Below are 21,916 nucleotides of genomic sequence, written 5' to 3'. Positions count from 1 at the left end.
GTTATTGGTCTCGCAGGTTAAACGGACGAATGTAAGGCAGTGCTTCGGTGTCAAGGGAGGTGCCCTTGGAGCCGGTACCCACGCTACCCAATCCTTTCATTTCAAACTGAATACCCAGGCTGCGCTCGGAGCTGGGCTTGTAACTGACGTTATCCGGATCGTTGACCCACTCCATGTTGAAGTTGATGCTCCAGCAGCAGGAGTCATATTTCAGTCCCACCTTGCGATCCACTTTGACCCCTTGATCGAGTTCGTAATAGTAACCGCCATAGAGGCGCCACTGAGCGTTGAGCGGAGTGGTCAACAGCATGCCGATCTGGTTGAGGTCTGTGATCTCTTGGCCCTTGCTGTCCAGGTCGTAGTTGGCATCGCGGATAAAGCGATGGCTCAGTTGGCTGATCAGCTTATCGCGGCGGTACTCCAGCGCGCTGTTGGCCGAGCTGATACGATTTTGCTCCATATCATATTGTGCCCCGGCATGGGCAAACCACTGTTCATTGATCTTGGCATCCCCTTCGAATGACAGGGGGGAGCGGGTATTGATGCTGGCTTCGTCGCTGGGATAGAGCGTGACCTTGGGGGCCACGAAGTCGAATGCTTGGGCAACGGCCAGCCGAATTCGTTCATCACCGGCCGGATCGTAGATGCGGGTGGTGAGACCGAGGGAGAGCCGGTTGGAGTCGCTGATGCGGTCGAGACCGGCGTAACGACGGTCACTGAACAGGCTGTAGTAGTCCTGGCGCATGGTGGTGGAGTCGTAAATACCTATGTTGTCCTGATCCTTGTAGGGGACATAGAGGTATTGGAACTCGGGCTCCAGGGTCTGGCTGGCGCTCTCGCCAAACCAATCCTGCTGGCGATCGAAGGTGAGGCCGCCCTTGAGACGAACCGAGGGTAGTACCCGGGTGACCTGCTCATCGAGTTCGGTCAACCCTCGGTCACGGTAGTAGGCGGTGAGTTTGCTGGCATCCGGTACTTCCTGATTGTAGTGGGTATACATCAGCTTGTACTGGCTATCCAGATAGTAACCGGCAGCATTGATGAGCGGCACCGTCAGGGTGGGCGCAGTGTAGAGACGGGTGCCTGTGTAGACCTCACCTATGGTGGATTCGTCGTTGTCATAGCCAAACTTGGTCAGTTCGGTGTTCCAGGCCAGATCGTACCAGTTGCCCTGCTGGTAGTAGTTGTGGTCGATGCGCGGCAACATGGAGTGAGGCTGTTGAGCCCCCGCCAGCAGGATCTGATAGGTTCTAACCTCAGTTTTGAGGTTCCAGTTCTGCTGGAAGTAACCGGCCGTCAAGGATTGCTGCAACTGGTTGTCGACCTGAGTACCCACGCTGGGATCGAAGTCGTTGAAGTAGTTGTAGTCATTGTCCCGCACCTTGGTGTAGTCCACCGACACCCGCAGGGCATTGTCGATGAACATGGAGGTGTGGCGGGCATTGATCAGATAGCGATGCCCGTCGGACAGGTTGTCATGCAGACTGGCCGTCTCGTCGTACTGTTTGTCGTTGTCCAGGTTCTCGAAATAGAGGCTGCCGACATGGGCTGGATCCGGCATGTAGCGGAACTCGACCTGGTTCATCAGGCCCCGTCTGTCCATGAAACGGGGGGTGATGGTAGCGTCGTAGTTGGGGGCTATGTTCCAGTAGAATGGCTGGGTGATCTCCATGCCATTGTCGGAACTCTGCTTGTAATAAGGGTAAAGCAGGCCGGTCTTGCGCTCATCCTTGATAGGGAAATTGATGTAAGGGGTGTAGAAGACCGGATAGTCATAGAGCCAGAGGGTTGCGTTATAGGCCTCCCCAAACACCTCGGTCTGATCGATATCGATGCTGCCCGCTTTCAGGGTCCAGGCCTCCTGACCAGGTGGGCAGGTGGTGTACTGAGCCCCTTCCAGAGTGATGTTCTGGTTGTTGTTGGTCATGGTCACCTTGTCGGCGAAGCCGCGCACCGGTGAGCCGTGGACCTGGTACTTGCCCTCTTCCAGCTCCGAATCCTTGGTATCCAGGTTGGATTTGAGGGTCTTGTCGCTGGTGACGGTGATCTGGCCGTCGTTGTAATAGATGTTGCCGATGGCGATCACATCCCGGCTCTTCTGATCCAGTTGGGCATAGTCGGAGTCGAATTTGCGCACGCCCTGACGGACCTTGACGTCACCCTCATAGACAGCGGTGCCACCCTGCTTGGCCTCCAGGCGATCGGCATCCACCTCGACCGGCAAGGCGTTGGCATCCTGATCCGCCTTCGGTTTCTCGATCTTGGGGACATAGTCATAACAGAGGCTGTTCAGGATCCCGGTGGCCGGTGGCGCGTTGAGTGGCGCAGCCTGCACCATGATCGGACTCAGGGCAGGAACAAGGCTGATGCTCAGGGCGATGGGATAAGAAGATCCCAGTGTCCATTTTGTCATGTGAAAGGCTCGCGCAATCCGTGGTAAAAACGGTTGATTCAGGGCATGCATTTTATGTCAGGATCCATCGAGTTGACATTGCATGTCATTGCTTTATGTTAGCCGGCAATGATAAAGCATTATTGCGGCCAGGGCTAACAGCCAAGTGCTGCTTTCCAATTTGGTCCCCGACTCATGCATGATCGCAATTCCCTGTTACTGCAATGGGCGCGCCGGATATCCGGTGATGCCAACCTTCAATTGACCCTGATCTCCGGTGACGCCAGTTTTCGCCGCTACTTCCGTGGCGGCGGCCTGGTGTGGGTGGATGCTAATCCGAAAACCGAAAAAAATCATGAATTCGTCCGCAATGCCGCCGCCCTGCACGCCATGGAACTGTTAGCCCCCGAGGTCAGGGCGGTGGACTATGAGCAGGGTCTGCTGGCGGTGACGGACCTTGGCGATACCCAGCTCATCGGCTGCCTTGACGCGCACAGCGTGCAGGCCTGGTACGGCAAGGCCATAGCGCTGCTACCCCGGCTCTGCGCGGTCGAGCTGGCGCTTGAGCCGTTTGATACTGCCTTCATGGCCCGTGAAGATGCCATCTTCCCCGAGTGGTTGCTTGGTCAGCACCTGCAGCTTGCCCTGAACGGGGACGAGCAACAGCTGCTTGACGATACCTTCGCCTGCCTCACCGCCAACAACCTGGCCCAGCCCCAGGGGGTGATGCACCGGGACTTTCACAGCCGCAACCTGATGGTCTGCGGCGAGCCGACCCCGGCTGACAGCACCCTCGCCATCATCGATTTTCAGGACATGGTCATAGGCCCTCTCAGCTATGATCTCGTCTCGCTGCTGAAGGATTGCTACGTGCGCTGGCCCGATGCGGTGATCGAGCAGGGCATGCGCCAGGGTTACGACGTTCTGAGTCAGGCCCGGCTGCTCGGCGGGCTCGACTATGCCAGCTTCCGTCGCCATGCCGATCTCACCGGTATGCAGCGCCACCTGAAGGCGGCGGGCATCTTCACCCGGCTCTATCATCGCGATGGCAAGTCAGGTTACCTCAAGGATATCCCCCGTACTCTGGGCTATGTGGTGGAGGTGTGCGAGCTGCACGGCGCCGACTATCCGGTGCTGGCCCGCTTCGGCGCCTGGTTGCGGCAGATAGTGCTGCCGGGCCTGGCCCAAGTGGCAGAAGCACGAGCCGCCGGGGAGCAGCCATGAAGGCGATGATCCTGGCCGCGGGCCGTGGCGAGCGGATGCGCCCGCTGACTGACGTGCTGCCCAAGCCGCTGCTGGCGGTGGGGGGCAAGCCGCTCATCGTGCACCATATCGAGAAGCTCAAGGCGGCCGGGGTGACCGAACTGGTCATCAACCACGCCTGGCTCGGCCACAAGCTGCTCGAGGCGCTGGGGGACGGCAGCCAATTCGGGGTGAGCATCCAGTGGTCGGCCGAAGCGAGTGCGCTGGAGACCGCCGGCGGCATAGTGCAGGCATTGGCGCTGCTCGGCGCCGAGCCGTTTCTGGTGATCAACGGCGATACCTGGCTCGATCTGGATTATCGCACCCTGGTCAACCAACCGCTGGGGGAGGATCTGGCTCACCTCTGGCTGGTACCTAATCCAACGCAACATCCTCAGGGCGATTTCTCCCTGCAAGCCGGCCGGGTGCTGGATACACCGGCGCTGACCTTCAGCGGCGTCGGGCTCTATCGGCCCGCCGCCTTTGCCGGACTGGCAACCGGGGCGCGCAAACTGGCGCCCCTGCTGCGCGACTGGATGGCGCAAGGCCGGGTCGGCGGTGCCTTGCTGGCCGGTGAATGGCGGGATATCGGTACCGTCGATCGGTTGCGCGAGCTGGATGAACAACTGCAAGTGCAAGGACGCACTCATTAACATCATGAGGTCTTGAACCATGCGTATTTGGGGTAAGGTGCTTGGCGCCTTCTTCGGTTTTCTGCTCGGCAACATCTTCGGCGCCCTGCTCGGCCTCTGGCTCGGTCATCGCTTCGATCGGGGCATGGGTATCCAGGGAGCGTTTCGGCGTGCACCCAGCCAGCAACAGCAGGCGGTGTTCTTTCACGCCACCTTCGCCGTCATGGGCCACATCGCCAAGGCGAGCGGCCAGGTCACCGAGCATGAGATCCGGGTCGCGTCCAATCTGATGGACAGGATGCGGCTCTCCGGCGAACAGCGGGTGCGGGCGCAAGAGTCGTTCCGTCAGGGCAAGGAGAGCGGCTTCCCGCTGCGGGAGACCCTGGCCGAGTTTCGCCGCGCCAGCCTCGGCCAGCGCGACATATTGCGCTTCTTCCTGGAGGTGCAGCTGCAGGCCGCTTTCGCCGATGGCAGGGTCGAGGCCGATGAGCGTGCCATACTGCAGACCATCGCCGATGAGCTCGGCTTCAGCCGCATCGAGCTGGGGCGCATCCTGGCCATGGCCGAGGCACAGATGAACTTCTTCCACCGCCAGCAGCAGGGCGGCGGGCAGCAGCAATACCGGCAGGAGGCCCCCTCGGCGGATCGTCTCAAGGATTCTTATCAGCTGCTGGGGGTGAGCGAGAGCGACAGCGATCAGGACATCAAGCGCGCCTATCGCAAGGAGATGAGCAAGCACCACCCGGACAAGCTGGCCGCCAAGGGGCTGCCGCCGGAGATGATGGAGATGGCGAAGGAGAAGACCCAGGAGATCCAGCAGGCCTGGGAGTGGATCCGCGAGGCGCGCGGCATCCGCTAACCAGCCGGGTCATTGCCCGTCAGCCATAAAAAATGCCAGTCGAGAGACTGGCATTTTTGTTTGCGTCATCGGCGCTTAGTGGGCGTCGATCCAGACGAACTTCAGCACGAACAGCAAGGCGACCACCAGCACGCAGGGGTTGATCTCGCGCCAGCGACCGGTGCCCGCCTTCATCACGCAGTAGGAGATGAAGCCCACGGCGATCCCCTCGGTGATGGAGAAGCTGAACGGCATCATGACCGCGGTCATGAAGGCCGGCACCGCCTCGGTCAGGTCTTCCCACTTCACCTTGGTCAGCTCGGAGCACATCAGCACGCCCACGTAGATGAGGGCGCCAGCCGCGGCATAGGCCGGCACCATGGCGGCGATGGGGGAGAAGAAGATCGCCAGCAGGAACAAGACGCCTACGACTATGGCGGTCAGGCCGGTGCGACCACCGACGGCGACGCCCGAGCTGCTCTCGATATAGGCGGTGACGGAGGAGGTGCCCATGAAGGCACCACCCACAGAGCTGATGCTGTCGACCACCAGCGCCTGCTTCATGCGCGGGAAGCGGCCCTGCTCATCGGCCAGCTTGGCGCGGGTGGTGACCCCGATCAGGGTGCCGGAGGAGTCGAACAGGTTGACCAGCATGAAGGAGAAGATGATCCCCGCGAGACTGATGTCCAGCGAGCCCATCAGATCCAGCTGACCAAACACCGGGGCTATGCTCGGCGGCATGGAGACGAAGCCCTTGAAGGTCACGTCGCCAAACAGCCAGCCCAGGGTGGTGGTGACCACGATGGCGATCAGCACGGCGGAGTGCACGCCGCGGGCGGAGAAGATGCAGATCAGGAAGAAGCCGAGAAAGCCCAGCAGGCAGGGCAGTGAGGTGAGGTTGCCCACCGTCACCATGGTGGCCGGGCTCGCCACCACTATGCCGGCGTTGTGCAGACCGAGCAGGGCGATGAGCAGGCCGATACCGGCGGTGATGCCGACCCGCAGGGTGAGCGGAATGTTGGCGATCAGCCAGTAGCGCACCCGCAGCAGGGTGAGGATCAGCAGACCCAGCGCCCCCCAGAAGATGGTGCCCATACCGACCTGCCAGGAGTAGCCCATGCCAGCCACCACCACGAAGGCGAAGAAGGCGTTGAGGCCCATGGCGGGAGCCAGGGCGATGGGCAGGTTGGCCAACAGGCCCATCAGAATGCTGCCGATGCCGGCGATGAGGCAGGTGGTGACGAACACCGCCTGGGTATCCATGCCCGCGTTGGAGAGGATCTGCGGGTTGACGAATACGATGTAGACCATGGTCAGGAAGGTGGTGATGCCGGCGATGACCTCGGTGCGGGCCGTGGTGCCATGGCCTCGCAGGGCAAACAGGCGCTCAAGCAATCCTTGCCCGGCGGCCTGGCTGGCAGCTTGGTGTTGTTGATTCATGTTGGATTCCAATGGGTGACGTGAAATAAGCAGCAGGCGAACGGCCAATCCCATCCATGCGGGGTAAATGGCCCTGTTTCTGGCGACTGAGTGACCAGACTCGTCCTGATACCGTGACAGCGCGCACATTTTCACACAGGCGGCGCCGTTTACAAACCCCGGATCTGCGAGACGGATCAATGAATAGAGCAAAAATTCAAACGTTTGCTATTTGAACAACAAAAATGGAACTCGATAGAGGCCGTTTGCCATCGGGGGAAGGTTCAGAGCGTCTTGAAGTAGCGCTCGACCAGCTGGGCCAGCACGGCATCGCTGCGCTCCTGCAGAGTGGCCAGGGTCAGGCCCATGCGCTGCAGCAGCAGGCTGGCCTGCGCCTCGCTCAGCTTGCGCCCCTCGAAGAGGAACTCCTGCTCGGGCAACTGCTTGTCATGGCGCGGCAGCAGCACCCAGCTCAGCCGCTCGGGCTCGAGGGCGGCGAAGACCCGGCCGGCGGCGGTGCAGAAGGTATCTATGTGTACCTTGCCATCCGGCCCGAGGCAGCCGGGTTCGATCCGGATCTGGATGGTGAGTCTCTTCGCGGTAGGGCTGGTCTGGGTCATCGGTTGGCATCGGTAGGGGGACGCGGGGAGATTGTAAGCAAAAGGCAGCAAAAAGGGGAGCCTGGGCTCCCCTTGTCACGCGTTCTGATGCACTTGTATAGCTGGAGCGGTGCGGTTGGGCCACCTCGCTCCATCACAAGGCTCACTTACTTGGTGATGCGTTTGTACTTGGCTCGGTGTGGTTGCACCGCGTCGGCACCATAGGTCTTCTTCTTCCACTCTTCGTATTCGGTGAAGTTGCCTTCGAAGAAGGCGATCTTGCCCTCGTCCTGGTAGTCCAGGATGTGGGTGGCGATACGGTCGAGGAACCAGCGATCGTGGGAGATGACCATGGCACAGCCCGGGAACTCCAGCAGGGCGTTCTCCAGGGCGCGCAGGGTCTCGATGTCCAGATCGTTGGTCGGTTCATCCAGCAGCAGCACGTTGCCGCCGGTCTGCAGCAGCTTGGCCAGGTGCAGACGGCCACGCTCGCCACCGGACAGCTCGCCGACCCGCTTCTGTTGATCGGCGCCCTTGAAGTTGAAGCGGCCGATATAGGCGCGGCTCGGGAACTCGTAGCTGCCGATGCGCAGGATATCCTGACCGTCGGCCACTTCTTGGAACACCGTCTTCTTGTCGTCCATGCTGTCGCGGAACTGATCCACCGAGGCCAGCACCACGGTATCGCCCAGGGTGATGGCGCCGGAGTCCGGCTGCTCCTGACCCGACATCATGCGGAACAGGGTGGACTTACCGGCCCCGTTCGGTCCTATGATGCCGACGATGGCTCCCTTCGGAATGGAGAAGGAGAGATCGTCGATCAGCTGCCGATCACCGTAGGACTTGCACAGGTTCGCCACGTCCACCACCTTGTCGCCGAGGCGGGGTCCTGGCGGAATGAACAGCTCGTTGGTCTCGTTGCGCTTCTGGTAGTCGTTGGTATTGAGCTCCTCGAAGCGAGCCATACGGGCCTTGGATTTGGCCTGACGACCCTTCGGGTTCTGACGCACCCACTCCAGCTCTTTCTCGATGGACTTGCGACGAGCCGCCTCTGAGCTGGCTTCCTGCGCCAGACGCGCATCTTTCTGCTCCAGCCAGGAGGAGTAGTTGCCTTCCCAGGGGATGCCCTCGCCGCGGTCCAGCTCCAGGATCCAGCCCGCCACGTTGTCGAGGAAGTAGCGGTCGTGGGTGATGGCCACCACAGTGCCCTCGTAGTCGTGCAGGAAGCGCTCCAGCCAGGCTACGGATTCCGCATCCAGGTGGTTGGTCGGCTCATCCAGCAGCAGCATGTCCGGCTTCTCCAGCAGCAGGCGGCACAGGGCCACGCGGCGGCGCTCACCACCGGAGAGGTGCTGGATCTTGGCGTCCCAGGCCGGCAGGCGCAGGGCATCGGCCGCACGCTCCAGCTGGTTTTCCATGTTGTGACCGCCCTGGGCGGCGATGATGGCCTCCAGCTCGCCCTGTTCACGGGCCAGCTTGTCGAAGTCGGCATCCGGGTCGGCGTAGGCCGCATAGACCTCGTCCAGGCGAGCCATGGCGCGTTTGACGTCGCCGACCGCCTCTTCGACCGCTTCGCGGACGGTCTGCTCCGGATCCAGCTTGGGCTCCTGGGGCAGGTAGCCGATCTTGATGCCGGGTTGCGGACGGGCTTCCCCCTCGATCTCGGTGTCGATCCCCGCCATGATGCGCAGCAGTGTTGATTTTCCAGACCCATTCAGGCCCAATACGCCAATCTTGGCGCCCGGGAAGAAGGAGAGGGAGATGTTCTTGAGAATATGACGCTTGGGCGGCACGACCTTGCCGACCCTGTTCATGGTGTAAATAAATTGAGCCATTGGCTAATTCTCTTCCTTTTCAGCAGCTTAATGTCTTGGCATTAACAGACTGATGTCGTGGTGGGGCCTGGTCGGCGCAGGCCAACCCGGTTCCAAAAAACCTGTCAATTGTAAACCAATGGGAAGGGGGCGGCAAAGCGGACAGCCGGCTGCCCCTCCCGGGCGGGAGAGCCCGGGGCAGGGGGAGGGGGAGTGCCACTGTGGCGGGTAGCTCGCTGGGAAAGGGGTCCGGAGCGCCGGCTTAATTTTTCCTTAAGCCTGGGTCGATAGGATTCGGTCTGGACTGTGGAGTCTCTCTCCGGATGGGGCCGGCCCCGCTCCGACGAGCGTTATCAGCGTGGCGGCCGAGCCTCCTTGGGTTGCTTGTGTCCGGAGTAATAGAGCACCCGCTGCACATACTCCTGGGTCTCCTGATAAGGGGGGACGCCACCGTAGCGGACCACGGCCTGTTCACCGGCGTTGTAGGCGGCGCTGATCCTGACCCAGTCAGGGCCGAACTGTTTCTCCAGCCATTTCAGATAGATCATGGCGCCCCGGATGTTTTGTTCCGCATCGAACGGCCGGGTCACGCCGAAGCGTTGCTGGGTCTCGGGGATGAGTTGCATGACGCCCTGCGCCCGTTTGGGTGAGACGGCGAGGCTGTTCAGATTCGATTCGGCGATGGCGATGGCCAGTGCCAGCTGGGGATTGACCTTGTGGCGGTGAGCCGCCTGACGGATGAGAACTGCCAGCCGCTGTTTGGTGATGGACTGCCTGGCCAGGTAGCTATCCTGATCGAAGGGGGTCGAGGGGCGTATCCAGGGGGCACCCCCGCCGCCGCCCCCGACGCCGCAGGTGCCAAGCGGCGCATTACCCACCCGCTCGTTGTAATAGCGGGCGGCCTGCTGGTTGCCGAGACGCATGGCCATGGCGAGGTAGGCATTGGCGTGGCGGGTGTTGCGGATGTCCTGTGGTCCGCGGGCCAGCAGGCGGCCGATGCGAAAGTAGGCTTCCGGGTTGCCGAGGCTGGCTGCGGTGCAGTAATGGGCGATGGCCTGCCGCGGGTTGCTGCGCTCCATGGCGGCGCCCTGGCGCAAGGCGCCCATGGCCTTGGGGGCCTGGCGAAACGACTCGGCATGGGGTGCTGTCGTGGTCAGCAGCATCAGGAGTCCCCAACCCCAAGTGCAGAGTCTCTGCATGATGGATACCTCGTATTGGCATCCGGAAGATATAGGTCCTATATGGGGTGGCCGCCAGCCAGGGGATGGAACATGTGGTTATGTGCTCAGTCATCAGAGATGAAAACGGTATGGAACTTTTAGCTAAGAAGAAAATACCTGCTCGGGTTGTGCCATGACGGGCAGCTAGGCCGGCCCGATGGTGGAAATCATGTTGCTTTATTCGAGTTGATGGATTTATCAGTTCCGGGGTAATAAACTGCCATCATTACCCTCTAATATCTTGTGTTTACATGATGTTAACTAAGCTGTTGAGACAATTTGCACGGCGCAGGCAACAGCATGGGTTGCATCCTTCGTCATAGTCGGGAAGTTCATATGGTTGATTCAATCGATGTATCTGTAGTGGTGCCCGCCAAGGATGAGCGGGACAATCTGGCTCCCCTCATCGGTGAGATTGATGCCGCCCTGGCAGGGAAATACGACTACGAACTGATCTACGTGGATGATGGCAGCGAGGACGACAGCTATGCCGTCCTGTGCGAGCTGAAGGCGCGCTTCCCCCGGTTGCGGGTGGTTCGCCATGGCAAGGCCGTCGGCCAGAGCATGGCGGTGCTCAGTGGCGTGCGCCATGGCCGCGGAGACTGGCTGGTGGTGCTCGACGGGGACGGCCAGAACGATCCGGCCGACATTCCCGCCATGCTGGAGGAGGCCAAGCGCCGTTTCGCGGCAGACAAGAACCAGGTGGGGCTCATTGGCCACCGGGTCAATCGCCGTGATGATTGGGTCAAGCGGCTCTCCTCCAGGCTGGCCAACGGTTTTCGCGATCTACTGCTGCGTGACGGCATCCCGGATACCGGCTGCGGTCTCAAGGTGGTGCGACTCGACTGGTATCTGCGTCTGCCCGGCTTCAACCACATGCACCGCTACATTCCGGCCCTGATCCAGGCTCAGGGGGGCCGCATGTCACCCTGGCCGGTCAACCACAGGCCGCGCCAGGCGGGCGTCTCCAAGTATGGGGTCTGGAACCGGCTCTGGGTCGGGCTGGTGGACGTGGTCGGCGTCTGGTGGCTGCAACGCCGTTCCAAGGTGGTCGAGGTAAGGGAGATCCTCGAGTGATGGCTGCCTTGTTCTTCATGTCGTTGGGCTGGTGCAATGGGCCCGGGCCGCATCTGGCCGTCATCAATCATCGTGTGCAAGGGTGGCTGATATGATCGATGCCCTGCTCTCGATGCCGTTGGACTGGCTGGTGAATGGCACCGGACTGCATCTGGCCGGCTTGAACCGCATTGAAGATCCCTGGTGGGAGTGCCTCATATGATCGATGCCCTGCTCTCGATGCCATTGGACTGGCTGGACTGGACCGGTCTGCATGTCACCGGCTGGAAGATCATCGGCTACACGGGGGCGCTGATGTTCGGCGGCCGCTGGCTGGTGCAGTTCGTCGCCTCCAAACGTGCCGGCCGACCCGTCATCCCCCGGATGTTCTGGTACATGAGCGTGCTCGGCAGTCTGATGACCCTGAGCTACTTCGTCTTCTCGCCCAAGCAGGACTCCGTCGGCGTGTTGCAGAATCTCTTCCCCACCTTCACCGCCCTCTACAGCCTCTATCTGGATATCCAGCACCGGGGCTGGAAGCGGGACAAGCTCGTCAACGACAATGAGATCCGCCATGGTAAATGACCGCTCACTGCTCAATCAGAGCTCCCTCGGCTGGCTGCTGCTGATCGCCCTGATCGTGCTGGGGGCCGGCCTCGGCCTGCGGGACCCCTGGCCCGCCGACGAGCCGCGCTTCGCGCTGATCGCCAAGGAGATGGTGGAGAGCGGCCAATGGCTCTTCCCCATGCGTGGCGGCGAGATCTACCCGGACAAGCCCCCCATGTTTATGTGGGGCATCGCCATCGGCTATCTGCTGACCGGTTCCATCAAGGTGGCGTTTCTGCTGCCCTCCCTGCTGGCGGGTCTGCTGACCATACTGCTGGTGTGGGACATGGGCCGCCGCCTGTGGAACCCGGCGACGGGCTTCATGGCCGGGCTGCTGCTGCTGTTCACCGTCCAGTTCACCCTGCAGGCCAAGACGGCCCAGATCGATGCGCTGGTGACCTTCTTCATCACCCTCGGGGTCTACGGCTTCGTCCGCTTCCTGCTCTGTGACGGCGGCTGGCGCTGGTACTGGCTCGGCTGGTTTGCCGCCGGGCTCGGCATCATAACCAAGGGGGTGGGGCTGGTGGCCCTGCTAATCCTGCTCCCGGCAATCTGGACCCACAGGGAGAAGATCCGCGCCGCCTCCCGCGCCGACTGGCTGAAGGCACTAGCGGGGCCGCTGTTCATGCTGCTGGCCATCGGCCTGTGGCTGGTACCCATGCTGCTCGCCGTGGCCCAGAGCGGGGATCCCATACTGCAGGCCTACAGGGACAACATACTGCTGCGCCAGACGGTGACCCGCTACGCGAACGCCTGGCATCACGTCAAACCCTTCTGGTACTACCTCACCTCGGTGATCCCGCCGTTCTGGTTGCCGCTCTCCCTGTTGTTGCCCTGGCTGGTGCTGGAGTGGCGCAAGGCGGTGCAGGTGCAGGACAAGCGCATCATACTGCTGCTCGGCTACCTGGTGCTGGTGGTGCTGTTCTTCTCCCTGTCGCCAGGCAAGCGTGGTGTCTACGTCACGCCGGGCACTCCGGCGCTGGCGCTGCTGACCGCCCCCTTCATCGGCACTCTGCTGACGCGGGTCTGGCCGGGTCGCCTGTTGGGCGGGCTCGGCTGGCTGCTGGGAATCGTAGGGCTGGGGGGCGCGCTGGCACTGGCCTTCAGTGACAAGCTGGGCGAACTGGGGCCCGCCCCCTGGATCCCCCTGCTGGCGCTGGGGGTGGCACTGCTGCTGATCAACGCCCTGCTGCGGCGGGCGCCGCTCAGCGCCATCCTCTGCTCGCTGGCGGTGGGTTGGCTGATCTACTCCACCTGGATCTGCGTGCGGCTCAACGACATGCGCACGCCGCAAGGGGTGATGGCACTGGCGGCCCAGAAGGTGCCGGCGGGCGACGAGCTGCTGCTGGCCGGCTTCAAGGAGCAGCACCTGCTGTTCAGCCAACAGCCGCTGCGCCACTACTCCTATCAGATGCCGGATGGGGAGCAGGCCCGCGAGGCGGCGGCCTGGGTGGCGGCCGCTCCCGGACGCTGGATACTGGGGGCCGCCGATCTGATGGTGCTGTGCTTCGAGCCCAACAAGATGGAAAACCTCGGCAATCGCCATCGCACCGATTGGCTGCTGGCGGGCGCGGACGCCATCAAGCCGGCATGTCAGGGGTTGACCCCCAAGCTAGAACCGTTCAGCTATCCCTGAGGCCGGGACCTAGCAAGAGGGGCTGCCAGTGGCAGCCCCTCTTCATTTTCAGCCCGTTGATTCGCGGTCAGACCCCATAGTAGGCCTTGTACCAGTCGACGAAGCTGGCGACCCCCTCCGGCAGTGCCACGCGGGGTCTGTAGCCGGTGGCATCGAACAATGCCTCGGTGTCGGCCCAGGTCGCCAGCACGTCCCCGGGCTGCATGGGCAGCAGGTTGCGGATGGCCCGCTTGCCGAGCGCCGCCTCTATGGCCTCCACGAAGTCGATGAGCCGCACCGGGCTGCCATTGCCGATGTTGAAGATGCGGTAGGGGGCCGGGCTGGCGTCAGCCGCCCCCTGCCAGCTCGGGTCGCCCTGGGGAGGCCTGTCCGCGACCCGGATCACCCCCTCCACAATATCGTCGATGTGGGTGAAGTCCCGGCTAAGCGCACCCTGGTTGTAGATGTCGATGGGCTCATCGCTCAGGATGGCGCGCACGAACTTGAACAGCGCCATGTCGGGCCGTCCCCAGGGGCCGTAGACGGTGAAGAAGCGCAGGCCAGTGGTGGGCAAGCCGTAGAGATGGGAGTAGGAGTGGGCCATCAGCTCGTTGGCCTTCTTGCTCGCCGCATAGAGGGAGACGGGATGATCCACCCCGTCCGAGGTCTTGAACGGCATCTGCTCGTTGAGACCGTAGACAGAGCTGGAGGAGGCGTAGACCAGGTGCTGCACCCCGTGATGACGGCAGCCCTCGAGGATGGTGAGCATGCCGTTCAGATTGCTGTCGGCATAGGCGAACGGATTGTCGAGGGAGTAGCGCACCCCGGCCTGGGCCCCCAGGTGGATCACCCGATCGAACCGCTCGCGGGCAAAGAGCGCCGCCATGACGGGGCGATCGGCGAGATCGCACCGCTCGAAGCGAAAAGCGGGCAGTGGCAGCAGCAGTGCCAGCCGTGCCTCCTTCAGGCTGACCTCGTAGTAGTCGTTGAGGTTGTCGATGCCGACCACCTGATGGCCGTCGGCGCATAGCCGCTGCACCACATGAAAGCCGATGAAGCCGGCGGCGCCGGTGACCAGGTACTTCATCGTGTCTGCTCCAGGCTGTCGCCACGGCCGATGGCGTAGTAGGTGAAGCCGCGCTGGCGCAGGCGGGCCGGATCATAGAGGTTGCGGCCGTCGATGATGACGGCCTGCTTCAGGGTACGCTGAACAAGCTCGAAGTCCGGGGCGCGGAACTGCTGCCACTCGGTGCAGATGAGCAGGGCGTCCGCCCCCTTGAGCGCTGCCTCCTGAGTGCCGCACAGGGTCAGATCGTCGCGCAGGCCATAGAGGTGCTGGGCCTCGGTCATGGCCTGGGGATCGAACGCCTGTACCTTGCCGCCGGCGGCCCAGATCGCCTCCATCAGCACCCGGCTCGGCGCCTCCCTCATGTCGTCGGTGTTGGGCTTGAAGGCCAGTCCCCAGAGGGCGAAGGTGCGCCCCGTCAGATCGGCGCCGAAGTGCTGCTGCAGGCGCTCGATGAGCTTGTGTTTCTGCCGATCGTTGACCCGCTCCACCGAGCGCAGCAGGGGCGCATCACAGCCGATCTCGCCCGCGGTGTGGATCAGCGCCTTGACGTCCTTGGGGAAGCAGGAGCCGCCGTAGCCGCAGCCGGGATAGATGAAGTGGTAGCCGATGCGCGGATCGGCGCCTATGCCCTTGCGCACCGACTCTATGTCGGCCCCCAGCTTCTCCGCCAGATTGGCCATCTCGTTCATGAAGGAGATCTTGGTGGCCAGCATGGCGTTGGCGGCGTACTTGGTCAGCTCGGCGCTGTGCAGGTCCATGTGGATGATGCGATCCCGATTGCGGTTGAAGGGGGCGTAGAGCTCCTCCAGCAGGGAGAGGGCATGGGCGGAGTCGGTGCCTATGATGATGCGATCCGGCCGCAGGCAGTCAGCCACCGCGGCCCCCTCCTTGAGGAACTCCGGGTTGGAGACCACCTCGAGCGGGAAGTCGACGGCGCGCTCGCGCAGTATGCCGGCGATATGCTGGCGTACCCGGCTGGCGGTGCCGACCGGCACTGTGCTCTTGTTGACCACCACCTTGCTGCCCTGCATCAGGCGGCCTATGGTGCCGGCCACCGCCAGCACGTGCTGCAGATCGGCCGAGCCGTCCTCATCCGGCGGGGTGCCGACCGCAATGAAGATAAGCTCGGCGAAGCCCACCCCCTCGGCCACATCCGTGGTGAAGTGCAGGCGGCCGGCCTGATGGTTGGCCTGCACCATGGGGGCGAGGCCCGGCTCGAAGATGGGAATGATGCCCTCTTTGAGGCGCTCGACCTTGGCCGCATCCACATCCACACAGGTCACCCGGTGACCCATCTCGGCCAGCACGGCGGCCTGAACCAGCCCCACATAACCTATCCCGAATACGGCGACTCTCATCTGCTGTTGCTCCTTGATGCAGGCAGTTGCAAGGCATCCATTCTAGAACGATTCAGGGCGCCGGGCAGCGGCTTGTGTCTGGTTTTTCAGGCTGGAGTCAGGCTCGGGCAGGGGAGTGGGAGATTTTGGTGCAAGGGTTGTAACGCAGCGCTGACGCGCACCATTTTGGGGCGTCCGAGCCCGCTCTTGTGATCTGGCTCACTCAAAATGGACACTGTGGCCATAACGAAGCCCCGACCACTGGGCTCGCGCCCGCCAGACTGGGCCAGAAGACACTCTTTTCACTTCGCTATTGGACACCGGTTATGGATAACACCCCCCGCTCCGTGCATCCGCTCTATGAGGATGTGCTCGCCCTGCTGACCGCGGCAGGCTTCGTCTCACTCGGCATCTTCCTGTTTCACCAGGTCGGGCTGCTCACCGGCGGCACCGCCGGCCTGGCGCTGCTGCTGCAGCAGGTCACCGGCCTCAGCTTCGGCCTGCTGTTCTTCGGCATGAACCTGCCGTTCTATGCCCTGGCCTGGCTCAGGATGGGGCCACGCTTCACCCTCAATACCTTCGCCTCGGTAGCGGCGGTCTCCTTCATGACGGATCACCTCAACGCCGTGCTGCAGATCGGCAAGATTGACCCCGCCTACGCGGCGCTGATCGGGGGTACCCTGATCGGCATGGGACTGCTCATCATGTTCCGCCACAAGTCGAGCCTGGGTGGCTTCAACATCCTGGCGCTGTTCATCCAGGACAAGTGCGGCATCCGGGCAGGCAAGCTGCAAATGGGGCTTGATTGCACCATAGTCATCGCCTCCTTCTTCGTGGTCTCCCCCTGGCTGCTGGGGCTCTCCGTGGTCGCGGCCATCATCTGTAACCTGGTGTTGACACTCAATCACAAGCCGGGCCGCTACCAGATCGCCTGATCAGGCACCAAGGCAGCGGCACTCCGGTGCTGGCGTGCAATGACAAGCCGGGTCGTCACCAGATCGCCAGAGCAGCCCCATCAGCAGAAACAAACAGAGCGCCCAAAGGCGCTCTGTTTGTTTCTGCATTTCGCTGGCCATTCGCGGTCACACCACCATGGGCAGGCCGGTGTCCGGGTGGTGCAGCACCTGGGCCGGGTAGCCATAGAGACGGGCGATGAGCTCGGGGGTGAGCACCTCGGTCGGGGCGCCGTCCGCCATCAGCCGGCCTTGCTCCAGCATCACCAGCCGATCGGCATAGCGGGCCGCCAGGTTCAGATCGTGCAGCACCACCAGTACGGCGGTGTTGCGGCCGGCGAGGGCGCGCGCCATGGTGAGCAGCTGATGCTGGTACTTGAGATCGAGTGCCGAGGTGGGCTCGTCGAGCAGCAGCAGGCGGGGGGCCTGTGGCTCGTCCGGCGCTTGCCAGATCTGGGCCAGCACCCGGGCAAACTGCACCCGCTGGCGCTCCCCGCCCGACAGGCCGGGATAGAGGCGACCGGCCAGGTGTTCGACCCCCGCATGGGTCATGGCGGCCTGCACTATCTCGTCGCGACGGGCGCCGGGTTCGGCGTGGGGCAGTCGCCCCATGGCCACCACCTCCTCACACAGGAACGGGAAGCTGAGGGACGAGCTCTGGGGCAGCACCCCGAGCCGGTGGGCCAGCTCGGTGCCGGCCCAGGCCTGCCGCACGCGGCCAAACAGGTGGATCTCGCCGTCATATTCCAGCTCGCCGGTCAGGCACTTGAGCAGTGAGCTCTTGCCCGCCCCGTTCGGGCCGAGCAGGGTGGTCAGGGTACCGGACTGCAGCGACAGGCTGAGCCTGTCCAGGATGGGGCGCCCCCCCTGGCACAGGCTGACATCCTGGCAGTCGAGCAGGGGCGTTGGGGATGATCCGGGCAAGATGGAGATCTCCTGTTACAGCGTCTGGCGACTCTTGACCAAGAGCCAGATGAAGAAGGGGGCGCCGAGCAGGGCGGTGATGATGCCGACCGGCAGCTCGGCGGGGGCCAGCAGGGTGCGGGCCAGCATGTCGGCCCCCAGCAGCAGGGCGGCGCCGAGCAGGGCCGAGAGCGGCAGCAGCCGGACGTGGTTGGGGCCGGCCAGCAGCCGCACCAGGTGGGGAACCACCAGGCCGACGAAGCCGATCATGCCCGCCACCGCCACCGCCACGCCGACCCCGGCGGCGGTGAGCAGGATGAGCCGCCGCTTGAGGGATTGCACGTTCACTCCCAGGTGGCGTGCCTCGCCCTCGCCCAGCAGCAGGGCATTGAGGGGATTGGCGTCGCGCATGAACAGCAGCAGCAGCGCGGCCAGGGTCGCCAGTGCCAGCGTTACATCCACCGGCTTGCCGGCGGCCAGGGAGCCCATCTGCCACAGGCTGAGGTTGCGCAGCATCTGATCGTCGGCCAGGTAGGTGAGCAGCCCGATCACAGCACCGGACAGGGCCGTGATGGCGACCCCCGCCAGCAGCATGACGGTGACCGAGGTGCCTCCCTCGCGGGTGCCCAGCAAATAGACAAGCGTGGTGGTCAGGGCGCCGCCGAGGAAGGCGAGCAGGGGCAGCAGACCGAGACCGAGCAGGCTTTGCAGTTGTTGACCTAGGGGGGCCAGCAGCACTATGGCCAGGGCGGCGCCCAGCGCCGCACCGCCGGAGACCCCTATGATGCCGGGATCGGCGAGGGGGTTGCGAAACAGCCCCTGCATCACGGCGCCACAGAGACCGAGAATCCCCCCCACCGCTATGCACAGCAGGGTGCGGGGCAGGCGGATCTCTTGCACTATCAGCAGTTTGTGCGCCTCTATCCCGCTCTCTGTACCGGCAAACAGGGCCTGCAGGCTCTCGGCTAACGACAGGGACATGGGCCCGGTCGCGAGCGAGCCGACCAGCAGCAGCGCCAGGGCACCGCAGGTGAGGCCGAGCAGCCAGGGCAGCGGCAGACGCATCATGAACCCTGCCGGATCCACTGGGCTATCTGGTTGGCCTGCTGCAGGGAGCGCAGGCTGAGGCCCCCTTGCAGGGCATGACCGTCGATGGCGTGGATGGCCCTGTTCTTGCCCGCCGGGGTGGCGGCCAGCGCCGGCACCTGGGCCAGCACGCTGTCGATGTTCTGATATTGTTGCCAGTCACGGCCACTCACCAGCACCAGGTCCGGCTGCAGCTCGATCAGGGATTCGGTGGAGACGGGCTTGTAGTCGTGCAGCTGGGCCACCGGGTTGACGCCGCCGGCCAGGGTCACCAGGGCGCTGGCGGTGGTGTTGCCCCCGGCGATGCTGGTGGGTTGGCCCTTGTGCAGCAGCAGGAAGGCGACCCTGAGCGGCTTGTTCTGTCTGGCCTGCGCCGCCAGCTGGTCGCTCTGGCTGGCGATGTCGGCCTTCAGCTTGGCCCCCGCGGCCGGGTTGCCCAGCAACTGGGCCAGGGTATCGATCCGCTGGTTGAGGTTATCCAGCGTCGGCGCCGTGGCCATGACCTCGACCTTGACGCCGGCGCGGCGCAGCTGATCCAGTGTAGAGTTGGGGCCCATCTCGTCGCTGCCGACCAAACGGGTCGGTGCCAGACTCAGGATCCCTTCGGCGGCCAGGGCGCGGTGATAGCCGACCTTCGGCAGTCCCTTGGGCTCGGGGCTGCTGACATCGGTGGCGATCAGGCTGGACTCGCCGCCGAGCGCCAGGATCAGCTCTGTGGTGGCCGGGCCGACGCTGACGATGCGCTCTTGCGCCATGGTGGATAGGGAAAGGGTGGCGCAGCTCAGCAGGCTGAGTGCGAGGGCAAGGCGACGGCCCATGCGACCTCCGAAGGGTAAATGAAGTGGAATTGCCGCCGAGAATATCAAGCCTAGATGGAAAATGCACTGATAACGAAAGCGATTATCAATTGTATTTGAGGCTCTGCTTTATTACAGTATTCATTACAGTATTCGCCGCGAGACTGAGCACAAGAATCAGATCATCCAAGGGAGAACCGATGAGCATTGCACAACGCATTCATGAGCTGCTGGCACAAGATCCCGGCGCCCATCCCTCCAGCATCGCCGCCCAGCTGGCGGTCAGCGAATGGGAGGTGGTGCGCCACCTGCCCGCCGAGCTGGTGACCCTGGTACCGGGCGAGCAGGCCGAGGCCCTGCTGGCGGATCTGGCCAGCTGGGGTCAGGTGACCACCATCGTCGAGTCCGACGGCTCCATCTTCGAGGTGAAGGCGCCTTTCCCCAAGGGCAAGACGGCCCGTGGCTACTACAACCTGATGGGCCGCGATGGCGAGATGCACGGCCACCTCAAGCTCGACAACGTGGTCGGTATGGCCCTGGTCAGCAAGCTGTTCATGGGCAAGGAGGGGCACTCCTTCCAGTTCTTCGGCCACAGCGGCCGCTGCATTTTCAAGGTCTATCTGGGACGTGACGAACAGCGCCAGCTGTTGCCGGCTCAGGTGGAGCGTTTCATGGCCCTGCGCCGCCAGTATCAAGAGGAAGTCAAAGCATGAGTGAACGTCAGGAACGTCTGCAGAACCGTCTGCAACCGGAGATCCGCGAGTTTCGTGACGGTTGCCGTACCCTGCAGCTCGCGACCGTGGACAGCGAAGGCAACCCCAATGCCAGCTACGCCCCCTTCGTGCTGCAGGAGGACGGTTACTATGTGCTGATCTCCGAGATCGCCCGCCATGCCCGCAACCTGCAACAGGTGCCCAAGGTATCGCTGATGCTGATCGAGGACGAGACTGGTGCCCGCGAGCTGTTCGCCCGCAAGCGTCTGACCTTCGATGCGGTGGCCGAGGTGGTGGCGCGGGATGACGAGCGCTGGAGCCAGGCGATTGCGGCCCTGGAGGGGCGCTTCGGCGAGATCGTCAAGGGGTTGTCCAACCTCAAGGACTTCGTGCTGTTCCGCCTCAAGCCCGAGCAGGGCCTGTTCGTCAAGGGCTTCGGCCAGGCGTTCCGGGTCTCCGGCGACGAGCTGGTGGACTTCGTACACCTGGTGGAAGGCCACAAGCGCGTCGACAACGGCGCCGAGCTGACCAGCGAGACCGACGCACCGGTCTGATGCTGGACTCACGAGATGCAAAACGGGCAGCCTGGGCTGCCCGTTTTTTTTATGGGTTTGAACCGTGCTGACTCAGTCTTGCCAGGAGGCCAGATTGGGGAAGCCGAGCCGATCGGCCTGGGTGGCGGTCTCGTTGCACTCGCCCCGGATCTTCCAGGAGGTCTGGCTGAGGACTATGTAGCCACTGTGGCAATACTTGCGCTCGGCCAGGGTCTCGGTCAGCTGCTCGTCCTGCAGGGCCTCGCGGCGCTCCAGCAGGCTCTTGCTGTTGCGGCTGAGCCGGCTGTCATCGTCCTGCAACCGGCTCGGCAACTCCTCGAACGGGGCGGCCTCGAAGGTGAAGCGCTTGCTCCCCTCTTCGTTGATATGGGTGCGAAACAGGGGCGCAGGGCCATCCGGTGCCACCCCCGGCAATCCGGAGCAGGCCGTGATCGCCGGTAACAACAGCACAAGGGCAACGGCAGACAATAGACGCACACAAGACTCCAATCAGGTGATCACTTCAAGGCGGGCAGCTTAGCACGCCAGCGCAGGCTGAGCCGCCTCGAGCAACTGATCCGTGGTGAGCAGGGTCACGCTTCTGCCCTCTGGCAGGCTGAGGTGTTGCCACATCCAGTTGTGGTGCTCGATGATCTGGGCCGCGCTCAGGTGGGGACGATCGGCGGTGGTGTGACCATCGTTCAACACCAGCACCTCAAAGCCATGAGCCGCGGCACTGCGTACCGTGGTATCGACGCAAAAATCGGTGTTGCTGCCACAGAGGATCAGCCTGTCGACGGCCTGCTCGGCCAACAGGAAGGCCAACTCGGTCTCGAGGAAGCTGTCGCACGCCGTCTTGCGTACCCGGCTATCCCCCTTGGCGGCTTGCAGACCCGGGTGAAGTTGCCAGCCGGGGCTACCGGGCTCCAGCTCGTCCCCTGGCAGATCGTCATGCTGGATGTAGATGACCCGGCCATGATGCTGTCTGACATGGGCCGCGGCCCGGTTGATGTTGGCCAGTACTTGTGGTTGCTGGTGATGGGTCGCTTTCATGACCCCTTGCTGCACATCGATGATCAGTAACACATCCAT

At 63.1% G+C, this 21,916-nt stretch carries 21 protein-coding genes; 9 read left to right on the top strand and 12 right to left on the bottom strand.

Annotation, left to right across the window (positions count from 1 at the left end; all coding sequences use genetic code 11):
• Position 1: 1 nt before the first annotated feature.
• Complete coding sequence (gene lptD / locus EL255_RS17010; RefSeq protein ID WP_042654234.1) at positions 2-2,413, bottom strand: LPS assembly protein LptD; 2,412 nt, start codon at positions 2,411-2,413, stop codon at positions 2-4.
• A 174-nt stretch (positions 2,414-2,587) separates the two neighbouring features.
• Here lptD and EL255_RS17005 point away from each other — a divergent pair, with 174 nt between their 5' ends.
• The 3 genes from EL255_RS17005 to djlA are packed head-to-tail and all read left to right on the top strand — an operon-like array spanning position 2,588 to position 5,125.
• Complete coding sequence (locus EL255_RS17005; RefSeq protein WP_042654233.1) at positions 2,588-3,616, top strand: aminoglycoside phosphotransferase family protein; 1,029 nt, start codon at positions 2,588-2,590, stop codon at positions 3,614-3,616.
• Entirely contained in the window at positions 3,613-4,287 is a 675-nt protein-coding gene (gene murU / locus EL255_RS17000; RefSeq protein WP_042654232.1) for an N-acetylmuramate alpha-1-phosphate uridylyltransferase MurU, read from the top strand. Before EL255_RS17005 ends, murU begins: the two co-directional genes overlap by 4 nt.
• A 19-nt stretch (positions 4,288-4,306) precedes the next feature.
• Complete coding sequence (djlA, locus tag EL255_RS16995; RefSeq protein WP_042654231.1) at positions 4,307-5,125, top strand: co-chaperone DjlA; 819 nt, start codon at positions 4,307-4,309, stop codon at positions 5,123-5,125.
• 75 nt (positions 5,126-5,200) lie between these two features.
• Here the strand turns inward: djlA and EL255_RS16990 are convergent, their stop codons facing one another.
• The 4 genes from EL255_RS16990 to EL255_RS16975 all read right to left on the bottom strand — a co-directional run bounded on the left by EL255_RS16990 (position 5,201) and on the right by EL255_RS16975 (position 10,099).
• Entirely contained in the window at positions 5,201-6,544 is a 1,344-nt protein-coding gene (locus tag EL255_RS16990) for an NCS2 family permease (protein ID WP_042654230.1), read from the bottom strand.
• Between the two features lie 263 nt (positions 6,545-6,807).
• Positions 6,808-7,143: a hypothetical protein gene (locus tag EL255_RS16985; RefSeq protein WP_042654229.1), complete on the bottom strand. Its 336-nt coding sequence runs from the start codon at positions 7,141-7,143 to the stop codon at positions 6,808-6,810.
• 146 nt (positions 7,144-7,289) lie between these two features.
• Positions 7,290-8,957, bottom strand: a complete 1,668-nt coding sequence (gene ettA / locus EL255_RS16980) for an energy-dependent translational throttle protein EttA (RefSeq protein ID WP_042654228.1) — start codon at positions 8,955-8,957, stop codon at positions 7,290-7,292.
• Between the two features lie 332 nt (positions 8,958-9,289).
• Positions 9,290-10,099, bottom strand: a complete 810-nt coding sequence (locus EL255_RS16975) for a lytic transglycosylase domain-containing protein (protein WP_042654227.1) — start codon at positions 10,097-10,099, stop codon at positions 9,290-9,292.
• 393 nt (positions 10,100-10,492) lie between these two features.
• Here EL255_RS16975 and EL255_RS16970 point away from each other — a divergent pair, with 393 nt between their 5' ends.
• The 3 genes from EL255_RS16970 to EL255_RS16960 all read left to right on the top strand — a co-directional run bounded on the left by EL255_RS16970 (position 10,493) and on the right by EL255_RS16960 (position 13,454).
• A complete protein-coding gene (locus tag EL255_RS16970) occupies positions 10,493-11,233 on the top strand; it encodes a glycosyltransferase (protein ID WP_042654226.1) in 741 nt (246 codons plus the stop codon).
• A gap of 198 nt (positions 11,234-11,431) precedes the next feature.
• Positions 11,432-11,797: a lipid-A-disaccharide synthase N-terminal domain-containing protein gene (locus EL255_RS16965; RefSeq protein WP_042654225.1), complete on the top strand. Its 366-nt coding sequence runs from the start codon at positions 11,432-11,434 to the stop codon at positions 11,795-11,797.
• Complete coding sequence (locus tag EL255_RS16960) at positions 11,787-13,454, top strand: ArnT family glycosyltransferase (protein WP_232018879.1); 1,668 nt, start codon at positions 11,787-11,789, stop codon at positions 13,452-13,454. The genes EL255_RS16965 and EL255_RS16960 overlap by 11 nt, the downstream gene beginning before the upstream one ends.
• A 67-nt stretch (positions 13,455-13,521) precedes the next feature.
• Here EL255_RS16960 and EL255_RS16955 read toward each other — a convergent pair whose 3' ends face one another.
• Positions 13,522-14,520, bottom strand: coding sequence for an NAD-dependent epimerase (locus EL255_RS16955; protein WP_042654223.1), 999 nt, complete (start codon positions 14,518-14,520; stop codon positions 13,522-13,524).
• Positions 14,517-15,860 carry a UDP-glucose dehydrogenase family protein gene (locus EL255_RS16950; protein ID WP_042654222.1) on the bottom strand — a complete coding sequence of 448 codons (1,344 nt, stop codon included), beginning with the start codon at positions 15,858-15,860 and terminating at the stop codon, positions 14,517-14,519. The genes EL255_RS16955 and EL255_RS16950 overlap by 4 nt, the downstream gene beginning before the upstream one ends.
• Before the next feature lie 305 nt (positions 15,861-16,165).
• Between EL255_RS16950 and EL255_RS16945 the strand changes: the two genes are divergently transcribed.
• Positions 16,166-16,774, top strand: a complete 609-nt coding sequence (locus EL255_RS16945; RefSeq protein WP_042654221.1) for a YitT family protein — start codon at positions 16,166-16,168, stop codon at positions 16,772-16,774.
• 147 nt (positions 16,775-16,921) lie between these two features.
• On the opposite strand, the gene EL255_RS16940 is transcribed toward EL255_RS16945, so the two are convergent.
• The 3 genes from EL255_RS16940 to EL255_RS16930 are packed head-to-tail and all read right to left on the bottom strand — an operon-like array spanning position 16,922 to position 19,599.
• A complete protein-coding gene (locus tag EL255_RS16940; RefSeq protein WP_042654220.1) occupies positions 16,922-17,716 on the bottom strand; it encodes a heme ABC transporter ATP-binding protein in 795 nt (264 codons plus the stop codon).
• Between the two features lie 15 nt (positions 17,717-17,731).
• On the bottom strand, positions 17,732-18,763 hold the full coding sequence (locus EL255_RS16935) for a FecCD family ABC transporter permease (protein ID WP_042654219.1): 1,032 nt from the start codon (positions 18,761-18,763) through the stop codon (positions 17,732-17,734).
• Complete coding sequence (locus EL255_RS16930; protein WP_042654218.1) at positions 18,760-19,599, bottom strand: heme/hemin ABC transporter substrate-binding protein; 840 nt, start codon at positions 19,597-19,599, stop codon at positions 18,760-18,762. The genes EL255_RS16935 and EL255_RS16930 overlap by 4 nt, the downstream gene beginning before the upstream one ends.
• A gap of 179 nt (positions 19,600-19,778) precedes the next feature.
• On the opposite strand from EL255_RS16930, the gene hutX reads away from it, so the two are divergent.
• Entirely contained in the window at positions 19,779-20,291 is a 513-nt protein-coding gene (gene hutX / locus EL255_RS16925; protein WP_042654217.1) for a heme utilization cystosolic carrier protein HutX, read from the top strand.
• On the top strand, positions 20,288-20,845 hold the full coding sequence (gene hutZ, locus EL255_RS16920) for a heme utilization protein HutZ (RefSeq protein WP_042654216.1): 558 nt from the start codon (positions 20,288-20,290) through the stop codon (positions 20,843-20,845). Before hutX ends, hutZ begins: the two co-directional genes overlap by 4 nt.
• Positions 20,846-20,917: 72 nt before the next feature.
• On the opposite strand, the gene EL255_RS16915 is transcribed toward hutZ, so the two are convergent.
• Together EL255_RS16915 and EL255_RS16910 are read right to left on the bottom strand one after the other, a co-directional pair.
• Positions 20,918-21,322 carry a hypothetical protein gene (locus EL255_RS16915; RefSeq protein ID WP_042654215.1) on the bottom strand — a complete coding sequence of 135 codons (405 nt, stop codon included), beginning with the start codon at positions 21,320-21,322 and terminating at the stop codon, positions 20,918-20,920.
• A gap of 39 nt (positions 21,323-21,361) precedes the next feature.
• Entirely contained in the window at positions 21,362-21,916 is a 555-nt protein-coding gene (locus EL255_RS16910; RefSeq protein ID WP_042654214.1) for a cysteine hydrolase family protein, read from the bottom strand.

The organism is Aeromonas encheleia, from assembly GCF_900637545.1.
GTDB lineage: Bacteria > Pseudomonadota > Gammaproteobacteria > Enterobacterales > Aeromonadaceae > Aeromonas > Aeromonas encheleia.
The sequence above is the reverse complement of the archived record's forward strand: the minus strand, read 5'-3'. Positions and strand labels throughout refer to the sequence as shown.